The following is a 19,885-nucleotide window of genomic DNA, read 5'->3' on the forward strand; positions in this document are numbered from 1 at the left end:
TTCGCTCTATAAACCAATCCAGACAATCCTCCGGTTTCCGTGACATCTCACCCGGCATCGATGCCCTCTTCTCCTTGACAGCTTAGGAGAGAGCCGGTATCCGTTTCCTAACTTGGTTAGGAGAATCTTATGGCCGGCCCCGCCAGTTTGTTGCCCGGTACCCTCGACCTCCTCATCCTGAAGGCGGTCTCCCTGGAACCGATGCATGGCTACGGCGTGCTGTGGGGATTGGGCAGATTTCCCGGGCTGCACTCACCATTGAACAGGGGGCGCTCTATCCCGCGCTTTACCTCCTGGAGCATCAGGGGGTGCTCAAATCCGAATGGGGAACAACTGAAAACAATCGCATTTCAGGTTCATCGGGGCCTCCCTCGCATGAAGACAAGAGCGTTGGGAGTCCGCCGGGGGGCGATTCGAGAGTCCAAAGAATAAGGGACGTCCGTAAGATTCTCGTAACAGTCTTCTGATTCAATCGAGTCGGCAGTCGCACTGTACCTGCGTCCTGGATTTATTCGCGGAATGGGAAGGAGAGACGAATGAAGCAAGAATACTGTGAGAACTTAGATATCTGTGGCTTCTTTATTAAATTCAAAGGAAATTCGGAGATCGTAAAGCAAGGCTGGATTCGGTTGTACTGCGAGGACTTGGAAAAATCAGAGAAGTGCGTCAGGAAGCAGATCAAACGGGACACCGGCAGGCCTCCGGTGGACAACATGGCCCCGACGGGGGACTTGATTCCGGTCTTCTGAAGGTTACCGCAGCCCTCTGAGCGGAAGCCGAACTTCCTCCTGCTCAACTCCGTTTACCCCAGATGTACGAAAAGGGCCAGGGAGTGCCGGCGGATGAAACCGGGGCGATGCGATGGTACCGCCGGGCCGCCGAGGGAGGAGATCGCAAAGCGCAGTCGGTGATCCAAAAATAGAGTGTCTTCTCCAATCCGGTTTCCTGTTTCAGAATTGTCCCTACCTTATCCCCTTGTATTCTTGAGCGAAGTTTTGGTAGCCCCGCCATGTTTTTGTGGCGGGGGCCTTTGGGACCGGGGTGCGTAGGAACCAGCGATCGTGCACAACTGGAGGGAAAAAGCCCCCGCCGGCAGAGAACGCCGGCGAGGCTACCCAAGCGTTGCCTTGAGGAAAGTTTTGGTAGCCCCGCCATGTTTTTGTGGCGGGGGCCTTTGGGACCGGGGTGCGTAGGACCCAGCGGTCGTGCACAACTGGAGGGAAAAGGCCCCCGCCTGCAGAAAACGCCGGCGAGGCTACCCAAGCGTTGCCTTGAGGAAAGTTTTGGTAGCCCCGCCACGTTTTTGTGGCGGGGGCCTTTGGGACCGGGGTGCGTAGGAACCAGCGATCGTGCACAACTGGAGGGAAAAAGCCCCCGCCGGCAGAAAACGCCGGCGAGGCTACCCAAGCGTTGCCTTGAGGATAGTTTTGGTAGCCCCGCCATGTTTTTGTGGCGGGGGCCTTTGGGACCGGGGTGCGTAGGAACCAACGATCGTGCACAACTCGAGGGAAAAAGCCCCCGCCGGCAGAGAACGCCGGCGAGGCTACCCAAGCAATGCTTTAATGCACTATTCCGCGCGGAGTGCGCCGGCCGGATCGACGCGCATGGCGCGGCGGGCAGGCCGATAGCTGGCCACAAGGGCAACCGCCGTGAATAAGAACGCACTGGCGACAAAGGTAATTGGGTCGGTGGTCTTGGTTTCAAAAAGAAGGCTCTTCATCATCCGGGTCAACGCCCAGGACACGCCCAGGCCAATCCCGATCCCACTGGCCGCCAGGATCAATCCCTGGTCCAGGACGAGTCTCAAGATATCGCGCGGCGCCGCGCCGAGGGCCAAACGGATTCCTATCTCCTGCGTGCGTTGCGCGACGGAATAGGCGACCACCCCATAAATCCCTACCACGGCCAGGATGAGTGCCGTGCCGGCGAAGACGCCCAACAGGAACATGGTGAACCGCGGTGACGCCCGGGCCGAATCCACCAATTCCTCCAGGGTCTGCACGTGGGTAATCGGTTGATCCTTGTCAATCCCCGAAATCTCACGACGAACCGGGGAGACGATGCTGTGCGGATCAACATCCGTCCGCACGCTCAGGTTCAACGACGACCAGGGTAATTGCGGGAATGGCAAGAAAACCTCAGGGTTGGTGTCGGCGGTGAGGCTGATGTTCTTCTCGTTGCCCAGCACACCGACCACCTCCGTAGGAGCCGTTTGCCGGCCGAGCCAGAGGCGTTTGCCAATCGGCTCTTCGTTCGGCCAGAAGCGGCGCGCGAGCGCCTGGTTGATCAATGCGACCGGCGGTGCATGCGCGTCATCCTGCGCCGTGAACGGGCGGCCGCGCAGAAGCGGGGTCCGCATCACCTTGGTATAGTCCGGGCTGATGGTCCGAATGCTCAAGATGGGCCGCTGCGCGAGGGGAACCACTGGTTGCCCTTCGACCAGCACGGGTGAGAATCGTGAGGGGGTGACTGGAAGTGCGGAGGAGATGGTTGCGGCTTCCACTCCCGGCAGCGACGACATCCTTCGCAAGGTCTCGTCATAAAAGGCAATCAGCTGTGTCGCCGTCCCGTACCTTGAAGGAGGCAATGACATCTGCAGTGTCAGGATATTTCTCGCATCGAAGCCGGGGTACGCGGTCAATAAGCGGATAAAACTGCGGATCAACAACCCCGAAAAGACCAGCAGAACCATCGATAACGCCACCTGTGACACCACCAGGAGACTCCGGGCCCGGCTGCGAGTCCGGCTGCCGATGCTGCCCCGCCCTTCGTCGTGCAGAACCGTGCCGACGTCAGTCCTCGCCATTTGAAGTGCCGGCATGAGGCCAAAGAACACACCACTCAAAAGGGAAATGAGTGCGGTGAATGTAAGCACCCGCCAATCCATGCGCAAGTCGGTGGAGCCAGGAAGATTGCCCCCGCCAAGAACCGACAGCAACTGTGTGCCTGCAAATGCAACCAGGATTCCCAGCACTCCGCCCAGGAACGCGAGCACCAGAGTTTCGGTCAAGAGTTGGCGAACGATCGTCGTCCGGCTCGCGCCGAGCGCGGTGCGCACGGCGATCTCTCTCCTCCGCACCAGGGCCCGTGAGAGGAGAAGGCTGGCGACGTTGGCACAGGCAATCAACAACACCAGCCCAACCGCTCCCAACAGCAGGAACAGGGCGGGACGGAAGCCCTCCACCAACGCCTCCTCGACGGCCTTGAGCAGGATCGTGAGCTTCGGATCCGCATCGGCCTTGGTGGGATTGTCCTTTTGATAGCGCTCCGTCAACACATTCATCTCCGCCTGCGCCTGATCTTCGGTGACACCGTCGCGGAGGCGCGCGACCGCGTCCAGGTACCCCGCTCCTGCTTGAATGCGCTCAGGGGTTGCAAGATTCAATTCAAACTCCCGGGGCACCCAGAGGTCGACGTCCGGGCCGATCAGATTGAATATAAAATCCCCCGGGAGGACGCCGACAATGGTGTAGGCGCGGGAGTCCAATGTCAGCGCTTGGCCGACCACCTGGGGATTGCCGCCGAACCGCCTCCACAATGAATGGCTGATGAGGGCGACCTCCTTCCCGCCCGGCTGCCCTTCTCCAGGAATAAATGTCCGGCCAAGCGAGGGGTTCACCCCCAGGACATTAAAGAAATTCCAGGAGACTCGGGCTGAAGAAATCTGCTCCGGATCACCGCGGCCGGTCAGATTGAACGTCTCGTTTGAAAATGCGGCCACCCCCGAAAACGAGCGGTTGGCGTCGCGGAGCAACGTGAATCGCGGGTAGGAAAAAGGTCCCGCCTGGTCCGCTGTATCGGGCCGCGCCGCGTACACGTAGACCAATCGGCTGGAGTCGCCATAGGGGAGCGGACGCAGCAAAAGCGCATTGACGACCGTGAAAATGGCCGTATTGGCCCCGATACCGAGCGCCAGCGTCAAGACGGCGATTGCCGAAAAGGCCGGATTCTTCACCACCATTCGCAGGCCGTAGCGAAAATCGCGAAGCAATTGCCCGGCCGCGCGCACGGCCCATGCCTCGGCAGAATGACCGTCTCCAAACCGTGAAGAAGAAATCGCGGGGTCGCTCGTTTGGTTCATGATTCTTTTCCCGCCGGACACTCGCCTGAAGGTGCGATTGTGAACGGTGAAATCTCGCCAGATGGTAGCATGGCGGTATAGCCGCGAGGAAAGTTTTGGCAGCCTCGCCACGGGGTGGGTGGCGGGGGCATTCGGGGGCAGGGTGGACAGAACCAGCGGCGGTGCGCGCGCCGAGGGAAAAGCCCCCCGCCGGCAAAGAACGCCGGCGAGGCTACCAAAGCATTCCCTAGAGGAAAGCTTAGCTCGCTTGGTTGACGTGTATGGTCAGGGGCGTTTCACAAGGCAATTGAAACAACCGGCGCCTGCGTTGTGGAGGTGCAAATAGGCAACGTCTCTGTCGGAGAAGAAATGCCTGATCGCTTCTTCCAGAGACCGCCCTTCAACGACCTTTGCCCCTCTCATCATCGCGGTGTTGTCGTAGGCGCGAGCGGAGAGAAGCCGGTGATGGAACATCAACGGAATCTCGTTGACTTCGGGCCTTGCGGTTTGTGCCGTCTCGCGAACAAAAACAGGTCCTGCAGATTGATACGGAGAATCAACATTATGGTGCTTAAAAGGCGTCAGAATAACACCTTCCCCTATGGGGGCGTCCATTAGACTGACTCTGCATGGATAACCCGGATCTTCATCAACGCGCAGTCGTCGAGCGCCCTGTGCAGCTAACTCGGCGTCATTCATTGAGAAAAGATGCACGAAATTCTCGCGTGAAAGAGCAACGATTTGAAAATCAGATGTCATGGTCTTGAACCTCCGCAGGCGCAGGTTTTTGGTTTTTCTGAAATCTGCCCAACACGAAGAGTTTAGTCAAGTGTATGCGTTGTTTTCTATCCGAATCTTGCGGTCGAATTAGCAGCGGCAGAGAGGTTTCTCCGAACCATCTCTCCGCTCGACAAATGAAAGCGCTTACGGCCTTATGTTTGCGACGGCGCTGTGAAACCTAGACACTTCGATCATGTCGCGTCCGGTGAACAGGATCGTGTTCCCGTTCACGCGCTCGACTCCCGGAAGATAAGACGCCACCTCCGCCATGACGATATCTTTGAAGGTTATTTCCAGTTTGATGGGATGCGACAATTTGAAGGCGGCTATTTCTTTCCTCCGGTCGATGCCTTGCTTTACTCCTTCCCTTATCAACCGCCTGGACTCCTCCGGGGATAGCATCGTCGCCGATGCAAAGCCCGTTGCCTGCTTGACCACCGCGCCCTCAATGTTTCCAAACATTCGCTTGGCGTCCGTAACGATCGTCTGGTCGCCGGAGACGAACACGACCGGGACGCCGAATTCGCCGGCAATGGCGGCGTTGAAACCGGCTTCGGGCACCGGTTGACCATTGAGCTTGATGGTCTCTTTTCCGGAGAATGTATGGGCAAGGACCGCATCCGCTTCGCCCTCGCCGGCGTGGTAGCCGATGAACACGACCGCATCAAAAGTGCCGTCGATTCCCTGCATCATTTGGAGCGGACGAGGCCAGGCGCGAATCAGCCGCGCGCGGGGGTCAAGCTTCTCGACATCGATGTTTTGACCGTCTCCGTGTCCATCGCTCACCAGCACCTCGGATGCCCCTGCATCATAAGCGCCCTGGATGGCGGCATTGACTTCGTTAGTCATGAGATGGCGGAACTGCTCGTACTCGCGACCGGGGGGCAGGCCCTGGACGTTCCAGGTGCTGACCCCCGCCACGCCTTCCATGTCGGCGGAGATATACACTTTTAACTTCTTGACCTGCGCATTGACGCTCAAGGTTAACAGAGCGACGACAGCCAATACATGGACAATTCGTTTCATTCATTCCCCTTTCAATAAGAGGTTCGCCGGAGCTGTGATGGAAGCTATTCAAGCGCGATCACTCTACCAAATTCGTCGCCGACTGAGAAGTTCCGCGGACCTGCGGCGGGGCGGTGGGCATGTCAGTCGAAGTGGTCGCAATTCCCGGTACCCCCGCCACGGGGTGGGCGGCGGGATCGTTTGACCGCAAGGTGGAGGCGATTCGATGTTGTGCGCGCATCCAGGCAAGAACCCCCGCCGGGCAAAGAGCGCCCGGCGAGGCTACCAAAGCTGACGAAACCGTGACGTTTGATGAAATTTGTGAATTAATTCTTGAATTCCTGTGGATCGGCTTCTACACTTTTCAATTTCTGGAAGGAGGCCACGCGCCATGTCAAACACCGAGTGGAAACGCAGGGATTTCATCAGGACAGTGATGGGAGCAATGACGGTAGGGGTGCTCGACTGGGATTCACTTCCCATCGGCCAGGCTGCCACCCTGCCCGAGGGACATTTCGATGCGGTGATCATTGGATCAGGGCTTGGCGGGTTGAGTTGTGCGGCGGCCTTTGCACGGCAAGGATTCAAGCCGCTGGTGCTGGAGCAACATGACAAACCCGGCGGGTACGCCACCAGGTTCACACGTCCCGGAGGGTTTGAGTTTGACGTCTCGTTGCACTCGACGGGCGTCGGTGAAAGAAACGGAGTTCATAACCTCATCCCCGGATTTCCGGAAATCACCGACGTCGAATTCGTTCCTCATCCGACACTCTATCGCGCCATCTTTCCAAACCACGATATCCGGGTCCCCAACCGGAACCTGCCGGCTTACATTGATACCCTGACAAAGAGTTTCCCGGCCGAAGCAGAAGGAATCAAAGCTCTATTTGAGGATATGAAGGGAGTAACACAAGACATTCTCGGGCTTTCCAGTAAGAAGGGCAATGTGGATATGATGCATTTCCCTCAGGACTACCCGTATTTATTCCGATTCTCCGGCAGCACGTGGGGACAGATTGTTGATTCCCGGATCAAGGACCCGAAGCTCAAGGCCGTCATCTCATCGCTGTGGGGATACTTCGGCTTGCCTCCGTCGAAGCTGGCGAGCATCTATTACGGTCTTCCGACGTACTCGTATTTGACCGGGGGCGGCTTCTATCCCAAGGGTCGATCCCAAACCATCAGCAATGCGCTGGTAAGCTTCATCGAGGCGCGGGGGGGCAAGGTGCTGCTCTCGAACCGTGTCACAAAGATTCTGATGAAGGATGAAACCGCTTATGGCGTGAGCACGGCCGACGGACATGAATACAAGGGCAAGGTTGTCGTGTCGAACGCGAATGCCTACGACACTTTCCATACGCTGCTCGACAAGGACGAGCACCTGAAGGATTACCTGGCCCGGATGGATACATTCAGTGTCAGTTTGTCATCGTTCCAGATTTTCCTGGGATTAAAGCGCGACCTGGTGCGCGAGGCAGGCCTCACCGACACAGAAATCTTCTATGACCCGGGCTACGACATCGAAGCCAGCTACGAGGGGGCACGGAAGGCCGATTTCAGCAATCCGGGTTTCTGCATCACCCTCTACGATAATCTGTACCCCGGATATTCACCCAAAGGGAAGAACACCGTCAGCTTGCTGACCCTCCAGGGATTTGATCACTGGAAGCTGTATGAGAGTGATTACTGGAAGGGAAACAAGGCGGCATACCGAGCCGAGAAAGAGCGGATGGCCAATCTGCTCATCCGGCAGGCCGAAAAGATCATTTTGCCGGGACTGTCGAAAGCCATTGAGGTGCAAGAGATCGGGACGCCGTTGACCAACGTCCGCTACACGGGGAATTATCGAGGGGCGATTTATGGATGGGACCAGACGCTCGATAACTCGAACCCGCGGAGGCTGCCGCATACAACGCCCATCAAGAACCTGTACCTTGCCGGGGCCTGGACCGCCCCAGGGCATGGTTACGGCGCCGTCATTCCGAGCGGGCTAGAGTGCTTTGGAGAGATCATGAAGCACTGGACGTAATGGGCGTCGCCGTGCCGCTGGCTACCCTCCGCGATATTCTGCACGCTTGATCGCGCCGCCTGCGCCATCTGATCGCGCGTGCGACTGCGCTTCTCAACGTACCGATCGCAGAACCGCACCGTCATGTCATACAGCAACTGCGCCACCCGAAAGCGGAATTCCAACTCTTAAATCCAATGATGCGCAATGGTGATACGAGCGAGTATAATCTCCCGACTCTTTCAGTGAGGTGAAGAATGGGCAAAACACTCATCATGCTTTTCAGCATTCTTTTGACCACAGTGAGCTTGGTGGCTCAACCCTCGAAGGCGATTGATCCCGCAAACATGGACACGAGCGCCAAGGCATGCGAGAACTTCTATCAATACGCAGACGGAGGCTGGGTCAAGGCCAATCCGGTGCCCGCGGACAAGGGCTCGTGGGGCAGCTTCGCGCAGTTGGCCGACCACAACCGCGACATCCTGAAGTCCATTTTGGACGAGGTCAGTGCGAAGAAAAACTGGCCGAAAGGGAGCATCGAGCAGAAGGTCGGAGATTTCTATGCGAGCGGCATGGACGAGGCGGCCATCGAGAAGGCCGGCATCGCGCCGCTCAAGCCCTGGCTTACGAAGGTGGATGCTCTCAAGAGCGACCGGGATCTCGCGGTGCTTCTGGGTGAACTGCGGCTGAATGGCCTCGCCGGCGCCTTCAACTTCATCGTCGCCCAGGATGCCAAGGAAAGCACACGCTACATCGGCATCCTCAACCAGGGTGGCCTGGGACTGCCAGACCGGGATTACTACCTGAAAGAAGATCCAAAGACCAAAGAGATCCGTGACAAATATGTCGATCACGTGACGAAGATGCTGGAGCTCGCCGGCGAGAAACCCGAGGCTGCCACCGCCGGCGCCAAAGCGGTGATGAATATAGAAACACAGCTCGCCAAAGCCAGCTTCACTCGCGTGGAGAATCGCGATCCGCAAAAAACCTACCACAAGATGACCCTTGCGGAACTTGAGAGGATGGGTCCCCCCTTCGGTTGGAAAGCTTACTTCGTTGAACTTGGCGTGAAGCAGGTTCCGGACCTGAACGTGCGCCAGCCAGAGTTCTTCAAGGCCTTCGCGGAGATGAGCACGACCGTGCAGCCGGAACAATGGCGCGCCTATCTGCGGTGGCATGTCATCAACGCGATGGCGGATATGCTGACCAAAGCCTTCCAGGATGAATCGTTTGCCTTCCGCGGAAAGGTGTTGAACGGCATTCCCGAACAGGAAGAGCGCTGGAAGCGCGTGCAAGCGGCGACGGACCGTAGCCTGGGAGAGGCGCTGGGCCAGCTCTACGTGAAGAGGGCCTTCAGTCCGGAGGCCAAGGCCAGGATGATTGAGATGGTGAAAAACCTCCGCGGCGCCCTGGAAGACCGGATCCAGGGATTAGAGTGGATGAGTCCCGAAACCAAGGCCCAGGCGCTTCGAAAGCTCGCGGCCTTCGGCGTGAAGGTGGGCTACCCCGACAAGTGGCGGGATTATTCCAAGCTCGAGATTACCCCGACTTCTTATTCAGAGAATCTCATGCGGGCCCGGCGGTTCGAGAGCGCCCGTAACCTTGCAAAGCTCGGCAAGCCCATCGATCGAACTGAATGGGGTATGACAACCCCCACGGTGAACGCTTATTACACCTCCACCTTGAACGAGATCGTCTTTCCCGCGGGCATCCTTCAGCCGCCCTTCTTCGACCCGCAGGCGGATGATGCCGTGAATTACGGCGGCATCGGGGCGGTGATCGGTCACGAGATGAGTCACGGCTTCGACGACAGTGGAAGCCAGTTCGACGCTGACGGGAATCTTAAGAACTGGTGGACCGAGGCCGACCGCGCCGCCTACAAGTCCAGGACCGACCTGATCGTGAAACAGTTCGACGCGTATGAACCCCTGCCCGGAGAGCACGTCAACGGCAAACTCACGCTCGGTGAGAACATCGGCGACCTGGGCGGACTCAAGATCGCTTATGCAGCGTTCCAAAAGGCGCTGGCGAAAAAGGGACGGCCGGGCGCGATTGACGGCTTTACCCCGGAGCAGCGATTCTTCCTGAACTGGGCGCAGGTCTGGCGCACGGCCTTCCGCGACAAGGCATTGAGCGTGCAGCTCAATACCAATCCGCATAGCCCCGGGATGTACCGGGTGATTGGGCCGCTGAGCGACCTTCCGGAGTTCTATGAAGCCTTTGGCTGTAACGCGGGTGAGGCCATGGTCCGGCCCGCGGAACTCAGACCGAGTATCTGGTAATTAGCATTGATGTGGAGCCCAGACGGAATTCAACGGAGAGCTTCAAGGAATCGCAAACATGAGGGTGGGACAGGTCTCAAGATTCTCGGTGGATGAGACCTGTTACACCATCAAATTCGGAAAAACGGATCAGTCGCTTTTGACATCGTTCGCAATCTTCAAAAATTCCTCTTGCTTCCGCATCGGCCTAGTCATACACTTTTCATCGGCCAGCTGCCCCCATCTTGGCTTCTAGTCCACAAATGAGCTCAACTGGCCTTAAGAGGCTTTGTCCCCTTTCTCCCTCGTCTCAGTAGCGGTATAAACCCGGTCCTGAATGAAGCAGCACTTGCAGTGGTGTTTGTCCTTGATCCGCTAACACATAACGCCTGGAAGTCGGCGAGGTATCTATGGTGTCCACAATAAAGACTCTCTCATTCACTGCTTTTGTTTTTTTTCTGACAATGAACAGCATCCTGGTCGCAGGGCAGAAGGAGTGGACCACAAATGGCCCACAGGGGGGAGGGCTGACTACGCTTGCCGTCGACCCAACAAACTCCAGTGTGTTGTATGCGGGAAGTCAAACGGCTGGGCTATTCAAGAGCACGGATGGTGGAACCACCTGGCAATCGATTAACGATGGAACTCTTGACGCGTTCGGGTCACTTCCCATGATCCAAGCCTTGGCGGTGGATCCCAAAACTCCCGCCACAATTTACGCTGCGAGTCTAAACGGAGTTTATAGGAGCATGAATGCGGGCGGCCATTGGGATTTCATCTCCTTGCATGCGACTGATATGCACATTCTCAATTTGCTCTCAATTGCAATTAATCCGCTTACACCAACCACCATTTATATCGCCGGCGGACTGGATGTATCTGACTCTCGGATTTACAGAAGCCTCGATGGCGGGCAGACATGGAGCCAACTCAGTGCGGGCCTCACCGGGCTTGGTGTTCTTGCGGTCGCCGTGGATCCAATTAATCCACTAAACGTTTATGTTGGGGATTATGGTGGAGGAGTCTACAGGAGTTCCAATGGTGGGGACACCTGGCAAACCGCCAATGTTGGTTTGTCTACCCTGGAAGTAACGACAATGAGGTTTGATCCAGGTAACCCGGGTAATCTATACCTGGCGGTGGACCGGAGTAATGGTGTGGGAGGAGTATTTAGGAGTGCTGATGGAGGCGCCACATGGCAGCCTCTGAGTTCAGACGGTCTTCCGGCAAGTCTTTCTATCGTTTCGATTACTTTTGCCGACCGAACCCTCTTAGCTGGATCAGAGCAAGGAATCTACAAGCGGGAAGAGAGCGCCACCCGTTGGACTTTAATTGGCAATGGCATTTCGGGAGTCCCCATTCGACGCCTGCTAGCCGTTGACACACACACAATTTATGCGGCTTCCGATATGGACGGACTCTTTAAGAGCACAGATGGCGGCGCCAGTTGGTCACCCTCCAATGGAGGCTTGTTTGCGACCAGTGTCACGGGTATCGCTGTCGATACCCGGGGGCATCTCTTTGCAAGTGCGAATTTTGGCGGGGTGTTCGAAAGTCAGGATGCGGGTGAAACCTGGACCCAGCAAACGCCTGGCTTGACTGGATCCGGGGGTGCGGTCGCGGTTGATCCGATCAACCCTGCAAGACTTTTTCTGGCAGTCTCGGATTCATTCGGCTTTTATCGGAGTACGGACGGCGGTGTAACCTGGTCTCCCACCGGCACTGATCTTGCGGGCACCGTGGTCACTCAAATCGCGATCGATCCCTCCAGCCCGGACATCCTCTATACCGGCACATTTTTTGGGGGGATATTCAAGAGCCTTGACGCAGGGAAGACCTGGACAGGCGCTAACACGGGTTATCCTTCCGGCTTCAACGGCTATACCCCTGCCCTGGTCATCGACCCAATGCGACCGAACATACTTTACGCCGCCGCGAATCAAGGGCTATACAAATCCATCGATGCCGGGGGGAGTTGGAGTTCTTCCGGGAGTGGCATTTCGGGACTCTTAGGACCCTTTGTCCGAAGTCTCGCCATTGATCCAATCTCGCCCGATGTATTGTATGCCGGGACATTGAGTGGAATCTTTAAGAGCACCAACAGCGCCGCCAGCTGGTCTCGCATCGACGCCAATTTGCCGGGGCTTATCCCCCTGAATCCCCCCAACGTGCTGGCAGTGCTGGTCGACCCCACGCCCCCGAATACGATCCTTATCGGGGTGGCCGGCGCAGGCGTCTTCAAACAGACAGTTGGGAGCGGATCCTGGATCCCCATGAACACGGGTCTGCAGAACTCTCGGGTCATCGCTTTGGCAAAGGATCCCACCCGCCCGGGAGTCTATTACGCAGCGACCGACTTCGGGGTCTTCACCATTTCCACGCTCGATGTGGGTCACAGCCAGGTGAATCTGAGCCTCGGCGGCAATGCCGCAAGTTCCACGACGAGCTTAGGGACGAGCAACCCGCTCGCCGTCGGCTATGCCACGGTCGACGTGAATTCGGGTTCGACACCTTATGGCACGGCCGTGTTCAGCTTTACTCAAAACGGACAGGCCATCTCAGAAGCCGGCGTGCCTGCATCGCCTCCCACCACCCACGCCGAGGTGTTCATCGATCTTCGGACCAATGTTGCTGCCAAATCGGGCGAGCGCGACGCCAATGTAATCAATATCAACACCGGAGTTGCGGCGGTCAATCGGGGAAGCGCCCTGGCGCACATTCAAATGATCCTGCGTGATCTGACCGGGACCATTATCCGTCAAGGCGCGACGACCCTGGCGGCCAATGGCCATTTCGCCAAATTCATCGATCAGTTTGCTCCCGACCTGGTGTTGCCCCCGGACTTTGCCACCGCCACCCGGAACGCCACGTTGGAATTGATCAGCGACCAGCCCCTCTCGTTGCTGGCCTTGCGCGTCACGGAAAACCAACGTCAGGAAAGCCTGATTACCACGACACCCATTGCGGATCTGACCCAACCCGATCCTCAAGACATGGTCCTGTTCCCACAGATAGTCGATGGGGGCGGCTACCAAACGACTCTCTTCCTCTTGAATACAACCGGCACGGTAGAAACCGGTACCATTCAAATCTTTGATGACGACGGTGCGCCTCTGCCCAGTTTTCTCAACGAAGGGGGCCAGGCCGCCGCATCGATTTCCTATACGCTCCCGCCTCGGGGCGCGCGGCTCTTGACGACCGGAGGAGGTCAAAGTGCCATTCGGGCTGGATCGGTACGCGTGGTTCCGAATGCCGGAAGCATCACCCCGATTGGTGCCGGGGTTTTTGGTTTCACGAGTGCGGGTATCTTGATCACCGAATCCGGGATTCCATCCTCGACGCTGACCACCCGGGCCCGCATTTACGTGGACAAATCAGGCGGGCACAATACCGGCCTGGCCCTCGCGGATGCCTCGGGGGTACCTCGAACGTTTCAGTTCAGTGTCACGAACTCTGATGGGACAACGCAGGTCGCGAATATTTCCCTGCCCGCCAACGGGCACACGGCCCGGTTTGCCGATCAGTTGCTGAGTGGTCTGTCGAACGGATTTCAGGGAGTCATGGACATTACCTCAAACGTTCCCTTTGCTGCCTTGACGCTTCGGTCCCTCAATAACGCCCGGGGAGACGGCTTGTTGACGACGTTCCCGACTGCCGATCTGACGCGTCCGGCGCCGAGCCCGGTCATTTTTCCACAGATCGCCGACGGCGGAGGCTACAGCACGCAGATCATTTTGATCAATTCCACTAGCGGCGCATCGAGTGCCGCCGTGAGCTTCTTCGGCGAGAGCGGATCCCCCTTGCCTGTCGGAAAATGAATTCAAGGGTAATGCCCTGGGCTCACATCGACATCCCGTTCAGGGATGGGGTTGATTCTTGTCCCAGCGGGTTCGACTTCCTATCATTCGGGGCAGTTCCGAACTCCAGATTTCTCATCGAAGGTCGAACTGAGTTTGTCCGCAGTAAGAATCCCACGGCGCGCTCCCCGCGTGGATTTCGGAATCGCGCTGAACAGGCCGGCACTAACGAGGAAGCCGGAAGTCTGGCCTTTACATCGGTCCTTCTCCAACTCATTTTTCTGGTTGACTGGACCATTGCCTCAGGGTAATCTCAATCCCCTTCAGGATTCATAACAGTTACTCCTTCTTGGATTATCCATCAGGAACATCGATGCCGTTGGCCACAGGCAGTCGTCTCGGACCGTACGAAATCCTCTCGCTTCTCGGCGCGGGCGGAATGGGTGAGGTGTACCGGGCCCGGGACACGCGCCTGGGACGTGATGTTGCCGTCAAGATTCTCCCCTCCTCGTTCGCGGGAGAAGCCGACCGCCTGCGCCGTTTTGAGCAGGAGGCCCGTGCGGTTGCGGCCCTGAACCATCCCAACATTCTGGCGGTCCACGATATTGGCAACGAAAACGGCTCCCCCTACCTTGTCTCGGAGCTGCTCGAAGGAAGCACCCTGCGCGAGCGAATCAAGGGGGGAGCGCTGCCTTCCCGAAAGGCGATCGAGTACGCACTCCAGGTCGCCAGAGGCCTGGCCGTCGCGCACGAAAAGGGCGTTGTTCATCGCGACTTAAAGCCCGACAACCTCTTCATTACCAAGGATGGCCGCGTCAAGATTCTTGATTTCGGGCTCGCCAAGCTCACCCGCATTGAGCCCCTCAGTGGAAGTGGATCTCAGACCTTCGCACAGACGGAAAACACCGGCACCTCGCCGGGAGTGGTCATGGGAACCATCGGATATCTTTCGCCCGAACTCGTTCGTGGTCAGCCGGCGGATCATCGTTCCGACATTTTTTCGTTTGGGGCGATCCTGTATGAAATGCTCTCCGGGGAACGGGCCTTCAAACATGACTCGGCCGCCGAGACCATGACCGCCATCCTGAAGGAAGACCCGCCGGATCTGGCGAAGCTGAACCCAAAAGTTTCGCCCGGGCTGGAACGAATCGTTCGCCACTGCCTGGAAAAGAATCCCGAGGAGCGCTTCCAGTCAGCGCGCGATCTGGCTTTTGATCTTGAATCCCTCTCCGATCTGTCGGCTTCATCCCTGGCCACCGCAGCGTCCGTTCCGAAGAGGCGCAATCGTTTTCTGGGACTCGTGCTCATAATTGCTGCCGCTGTTGTCCTGCTTGGCATCGGATATTTTGCAGGCAGGCAGGGGGAGCAAAAGCCGCCGCTGTATCACCAGCTTACCTTCCGCAGAGGCACCATCCGCATGGCACGATTTGCCCCTGACGGACAGACCGTTGTCTATGGCGCCGCCTGGGAAGGGAACCCCATTGAAATATTCGCATCGCGGCCCGAAAGTCCGGAGTCGCGTCTGCTAGGGCTTGCACGCACCGAGATTCTCGCAATTTCTTCGACAGGAGAGATGGCCGTCACTCTGGCTCCCCGCCTTTCCGGCCCTTACACCAGTATCGGGACCCTCGCCCGTTTGCCACTGGCAGGCGGGGCTCCCCGCGAAATGCTGGAGGAAGTTCAATGGGCGGATTGGTCTCCGGACGGCACCAATCTCGCGGTGGTGCGCAATGTGGGTGGGTTGAATCGCCTTGAGTTTCCGATCGGAAAGGTGCTTTACGAAACCAACGGATGGATCAGCCACCCGCGAATCTCCCCCCAGGGAGACCGCATTGCCTTTCTCGATCATCCTCTTCCCGGGGACGATGGAGGTCTGGTCTCGGTCGTTGATCTGGAAGGCCACAAGCAAGCCCTTTCCGTGGGACAAATCAGCACTCAAGGCCTGGCCTGGTCCGCTAACGGGAAAGAGATCTGGTTTACCGCAACGCGGCAAGGGAGCGCGCGGGCAGTGTTTGCCATCAGCTTGACCGGACACGAACGGCTGGTGGCGCGAATGCCCGGCACCTTGACGCTCCAGGATATCTACAAGGACGGGCGTGTCCTCTTGGCGCGAGACAGCTGGCGCCGGGAACTCAAAGGCCTCCCTGCAGGTGAAACAAAGGAACGCGATCTCTCCTGGCTCGATTACTCTTACCCGGCGGCCCTCTCCCGGGACGGGAAAACACTTCTGTTTGATGAGGAGGGCGAAGGGGGCGGATGGACTTACGCGGTTTACCTCCGCAAGACGGATGGGTCTCCCGCGATCCGACTCGGGCCAGGTCAGGCCATGGCGTTGTCTCCCGATGAAAAGTGGGTGATTTCACTTCCTTCGAGTTCCAGTGGACAATTTGTTCTTTTGCCCACTAAGGCGGGGGAGGCGAAACCTCTGACCAATGAATCCATCAATCATATCTGGGCATGCTGGTTCCCCGACAGCAAGCGATTCCTTTTCTCTGGAAATGCACCCAGCCAGGGGGTTCGGCTCTTTGTTCAGGACATGGCGGGTGGAAAGCCGCAGGGTATCACGCCGGAAGGAATCAACAGTTCTGCCTTCACTCTTTCTCCTGATGGACAGCTCGTGGCAGGGATCGGACCAGACCAGAAGGGCTACCTCTATCCCGTGGCCGGCGGTGAGCCGCGTCCGATATCCGGCCTTGAACCCGGTGAAGAGCCCATCAGTTGGGGGGCAGATGGTCGCTCCTTATTTATCTATCGCCCGGGGGACCTGCCCGCCAAGGTCTACCGGCTAGAGTTGGGCATCGGCCGAAGAACCCTATTGGAGCAACTCATGCCCTCCGATCCCGCCGGGGTGAATCACATCGGCCCCATCGTTTTAACGCCCGACGGAAAGACCTATGTGTACGGTTACCATCGGACCCTCACCGACCTGTACCTTGTCGAAGGATTGAAATGAAAGACAGGGACAGACACCAACTCGCTCCACTCCAGTGAAGATCGGCAGAGATTAGGTGTCTGTCCCTTAAGTCCAGGAATTGAGCCGTCGCTAAAATCGGAGTGCCGCGTACATGCGTTCTTTGCATGTGTGCGAATCACAGGGACAGACACCGGCTCGATCGGCCGCAGTGAAGATCATCGTCGTTTAAGTGCCTGTCCCTCACGTCAATGAAATGCTCCCACAGGGTACGACGCTCGGACCTTATGAAATCCTCTCACCGCTCGGCGCAGGCGGCATGGGCGAGGTGTATCGCGCCCGTGATGTAAGGCTTAATCGCGACGTGGCGATTAAGGTGTTGCCGCCTGAGTTTTCAAACGATGCCGAGCGCATGGCACGTTTCCAGCGGGAAGCGGAACTGCTGGCCTCGCTGAATCATCCCCACATCGCATCAATTTATGGACTCGAGGAAGCGGAGGGGACACGCGCCCTGGTGATGGAGCTGGTGGAAGGACAAACGCTTGAGGACCGCCTCGCGGACCCTGTAGGGGCGCATAGCATGCGCCCCAGCCAGAAAGCAGACATGAAAGAGAGCGGGCGCTGTGCGCCCCTCCCATTAGAAGAGGCATTGCCCATCGCCCGGCAAATCGCGGAGGCCCTTGAATACGCCCATGAGAAAGGCATCATCCACCGCGACCTGAAGCCGGCCAACGTGAAAGTGACGCCGGCCGGGGATGTAAAAATTCTGGATTTTGGTCTGGCAAAGGCGCTGGAAGATTCACCCGTCGCTTCTGACACCTCCAATTCGCCCACGTTTACGTTGGGAGGGACAAAGTCAGGCGTCATCCTGGGCACTGCAGCGTACATGAGTCCGGAGCAGGCACGGGGGAAGTCCGTCGATCGACGGACCGATGTTTGGGGCTTCGGGGCCGTTCTGTATGAACTCCTCACTGGACATCAAGCCTTCCACGGTGAGACCGCCTCGGACACACTGGCGGCGGTGATCAAGGATGAACCCGGCTGGATTCTTCTGCCCGCAAACATCCCATCCGCGATTGAAAAACTACTGCGGCGCTGTCTCGAAAAAGATCCCAAGCGACGCCTGCAAGCCATCGGCGAAGCACGCATCGTTATTGGAGATGTCCTCGACGGAAAGGCTGAAGATAAAACAGTCATTCCCCCCGTTCCACACCCGATCTCTTCCTCGCGTCGCTTTCCCATTCGCTTGACCGCTGCGGTATTCGTGTTCGCCCTGGCCGCAGTTCTATGGTGGCAGAATTCGCGACCTTCCCTGGATCAAAAGTGGACAGGCGAATTGCTGGGCGGATCTTCTGTCGCCTTCGGACCGCGAATCTCACCGGATGGACAAATACTGGCCTTCCAGGCGATGGTCAACGGTCTGAACCAGGTGGCGGTGATGAAGCCCGATTCGGGGAATTGGACGGTCCTGACCCATGACCGGTCGCGCGGTCAGATTTTGGAAATGAGTTGGTCGCCGGATGGGACAAGGATTTACTTCGACCGTTACCTGGACGTTCCAACCGGAATCTACAGCGTCCCGGTGTTGGGGGGAGAAGAGCGTCCGGTTCTGGAAGATTCGATGTACCCGGAGAGCCTGCACGACGGAAGCTTCCTGGTCGTCCGGCTCAACGCGGAACGTCTTCTTCAACTCCACCGGTTCTGGCCCGACACAGGACGCCTTCAACCCTTGGGAGCCATTTGGATCCCGGATCAAGGGACGCCACTGGTGCGCGTGTTTCCCGACGGTAAGGAGGCAGTATTTTATGGAAGACTCCTCGAAGGCCCGCCCGAGGGAGCTAATTCCTTGTACGTAATCGATCTGCATTCGGGACGCACTCGCCATTTGGCTTCCATTACTCCGATTAACCAGGGGGCTCTTCCCGGTGGCATGGCTGTTACGCCGGATGGACGCTCCGTTCTTGTCAATCTGTCTTCGGGAAATCTAAGTACCATTGTCTCGGTCCCCCGGGATGGGTCCAGCTCCCAAAAAACGCTGCTTACGCTGACGATGCTGACGGGCTTCATGGACGTGGGTTCCGACGGCAGCCTTTACTTGGACCAGATAGATCGTGTGGGGGAAGTGCTTCGCTATCCCTCTTCCGGGGGAGTTCCCGAGAAGGTCGCGACGGTTGTCGGCTCCTCGGGTGATGGCCGGGGAGCCCTCGTCCTTCCCGATGGCCGCGTTCTGGTCCCTTCTCGCCTTGCCGGGCGGGACCGGCTTCTCCTTGTCGCTCCCGGCAAGGATCCTGTGCCCATGTTTGACGCGGTGGAGGATACAGCCTCTCCCGCCACCCTGCTCGGGGAAAGTGAGATAGCATTTCTTGCGGGTCGGCCGCCGAATCAGACCATTGCGGTCGCGTCGCTGAGTGGGGGCCGGATTCTTCGCCGGCTCCAGGGGTCCCAAGGTGCCGACATTCAAAGCCTGACGGCATTTCCTGATGGCAGAACGCTCTACTATGCCGCCAATGGAAATGTATGGGCGATCCCCGCAGTTGATGGAGAGCCACGAAAGATTCACCCCGGCGATGGGGTTGCAGTCGATCGCGGCAAACAGGATTTGATCATCCAGCTCTTTGAAATGAATGGCGCCCGTCTGGTGCGGGTTCCTCTCTCGGGCGGGCCGGATATTCCCATTCCGTACAAAAGTGAAATGCGCCTCGCCCTTTTTCCACTGGCGGGCGATGCGGTTCGGAAGGACGGGCGGATCCTCGTGCAGGTGACGACAAAGGATTCCTGGTTCTGGAAACCGGCGGTGCTCGATCCCTCCACAGGGAAACTGGAGATGGTCCCTTTGAACTATGAGGGCGATGCCCTGATGCCCGCTTGGACGAGCGATGACCGCATCCTTAGCATCGGCATCCCGCTGCGGTCTACCATCTGGCGTTTTCGACAGGCGGCTGGAAGCGGAAGCGTGAAGCCGTGACTCACACCAAGGCTAACGATGAAGCCCGGCGCCACACATGTTGCGTTCTCCGCGATTCTGCGGTGAAGATTCACGGAGCCTCATGGCCTAATCTCTGC

11 protein-coding genes and 1 pseudogene are annotated in these 19,885 nt (G+C 57.9%); 8 read left to right on the forward strand and 4 right to left on the reverse strand.

Annotated elements, in window-relative coordinates; all coding sequences use genetic code 11:
- Positions 1-129 precede the first annotated feature (129 nt).
- The 3 genes and pseudogenes from LAO21_17510 (at position 130) to LAO21_17520 (ending at position 922) form a co-directional block, all read left to right on the forward strand.
- A pseudogene (locus tag LAO21_17510) lies at positions 130-467 on the forward strand (helix-turn-helix transcriptional regulator).
- A 69-nt stretch (positions 468-536) separates the two neighbouring features.
- Positions 537-749 carry a hypothetical protein gene (locus tag LAO21_17515; GenBank protein MBZ5554519.1) on the forward strand — a complete coding sequence of 71 codons (213 nt, stop codon included), beginning with the start codon at positions 537-539 and terminating at the stop codon, positions 747-749.
- Between the two features lie 62 nt (positions 750-811).
- Entirely contained in the window at positions 812-922 is a 111-nt protein-coding gene (locus tag LAO21_17520) for an SEL1-like repeat protein (protein MBZ5554520.1), read from the forward strand.
- A 645-nt stretch (positions 923-1,567) separates the two neighbouring features.
- Here the strand turns inward: LAO21_17520 and LAO21_17525 are convergent.
- From LAO21_17525 to LAO21_17535, 3 genes are all read right to left on the reverse strand, one after another.
- Positions 1,568-4,081, reverse strand: coding sequence for an ABC transporter permease (locus LAO21_17525; protein MBZ5554521.1), 2,514 nt, complete (start codon positions 4,079-4,081; stop codon positions 1,568-1,570).
- 264 nt (positions 4,082-4,345) lie between these two features.
- Complete coding sequence (locus tag LAO21_17530; GenBank protein MBZ5554522.1) at positions 4,346-4,819, reverse strand: DUF1203 domain-containing protein; 474 nt, start codon at positions 4,817-4,819, stop codon at positions 4,346-4,348.
- 165 nt (positions 4,820-4,984) lie between these two features.
- Complete coding sequence (locus tag LAO21_17535; GenBank protein MBZ5554523.1) at positions 4,985-5,866, reverse strand: M55 family metallopeptidase; 882 nt, start codon at positions 5,864-5,866, stop codon at positions 4,985-4,987.
- A gap of 370 nt (positions 5,867-6,236) precedes the next feature.
- Between LAO21_17535 and LAO21_17540 the strand changes: the two genes are divergently transcribed.
- Positions 6,237-7,874 carry an NAD(P)/FAD-dependent oxidoreductase gene (locus LAO21_17540; GenBank protein MBZ5554524.1) on the forward strand — a complete coding sequence of 546 codons (1,638 nt, stop codon included), beginning with the start codon at positions 6,237-6,239 and terminating at the stop codon, positions 7,872-7,874.
- On the opposite strand, the gene LAO21_17545 is transcribed toward LAO21_17540, so the two are convergent.
- On the reverse strand, positions 7,811-7,999 hold the full coding sequence (locus LAO21_17545; protein MBZ5554525.1) for a four helix bundle protein: 189 nt from the start codon (positions 7,997-7,999) through the stop codon (positions 7,811-7,813). The genes LAO21_17540 and LAO21_17545 overlap by 64 nt on opposite strands.
- A 111-nt stretch (positions 8,000-8,110) precedes the next feature.
- Here LAO21_17545 and LAO21_17550 point away from each other — a divergent pair, with 111 nt between their 5' ends.
- From LAO21_17550 to LAO21_17565, 4 genes are all read left to right on the forward strand, one after another.
- Positions 8,111-10,135 (forward strand): M13 family metallopeptidase, encoded by a 2,025-nt coding sequence (locus LAO21_17550; protein MBZ5554526.1) that lies wholly within the window; start codon positions 8,111-8,113, stop codon positions 10,133-10,135.
- 443 nt (positions 10,136-10,578) lie between these two features.
- Complete coding sequence (locus LAO21_17555; GenBank protein MBZ5554527.1) at positions 10,579-13,932, forward strand: hypothetical protein; 3,354 nt, start codon at positions 10,579-10,581, stop codon at positions 13,930-13,932.
- A gap of 352 nt (positions 13,933-14,284) precedes the next feature.
- Positions 14,285-16,864: a protein kinase gene (locus tag LAO21_17560; protein ID MBZ5554528.1), complete on the forward strand. Its 2,580-nt coding sequence runs from the start codon at positions 14,285-14,287 to the stop codon at positions 16,862-16,864.
- Positions 16,865-17,054: 190 nt separating this feature from the next.
- Positions 17,055-19,787: a protein kinase gene (locus tag LAO21_17565; GenBank protein ID MBZ5554529.1), complete on the forward strand. Its 2,733-nt coding sequence runs from the start codon at positions 17,055-17,057 to the stop codon at positions 19,785-19,787.
- Positions 19,788-19,885 lie beyond the last annotated feature (98 nt).

It is taken from the genome of Terriglobia bacterium (assembly GCA_020073085.1).
GTDB lineage: Bacteria > Acidobacteriota > Terriglobia > JAIQFV01 > JAIQFV01 > JAIQFV01.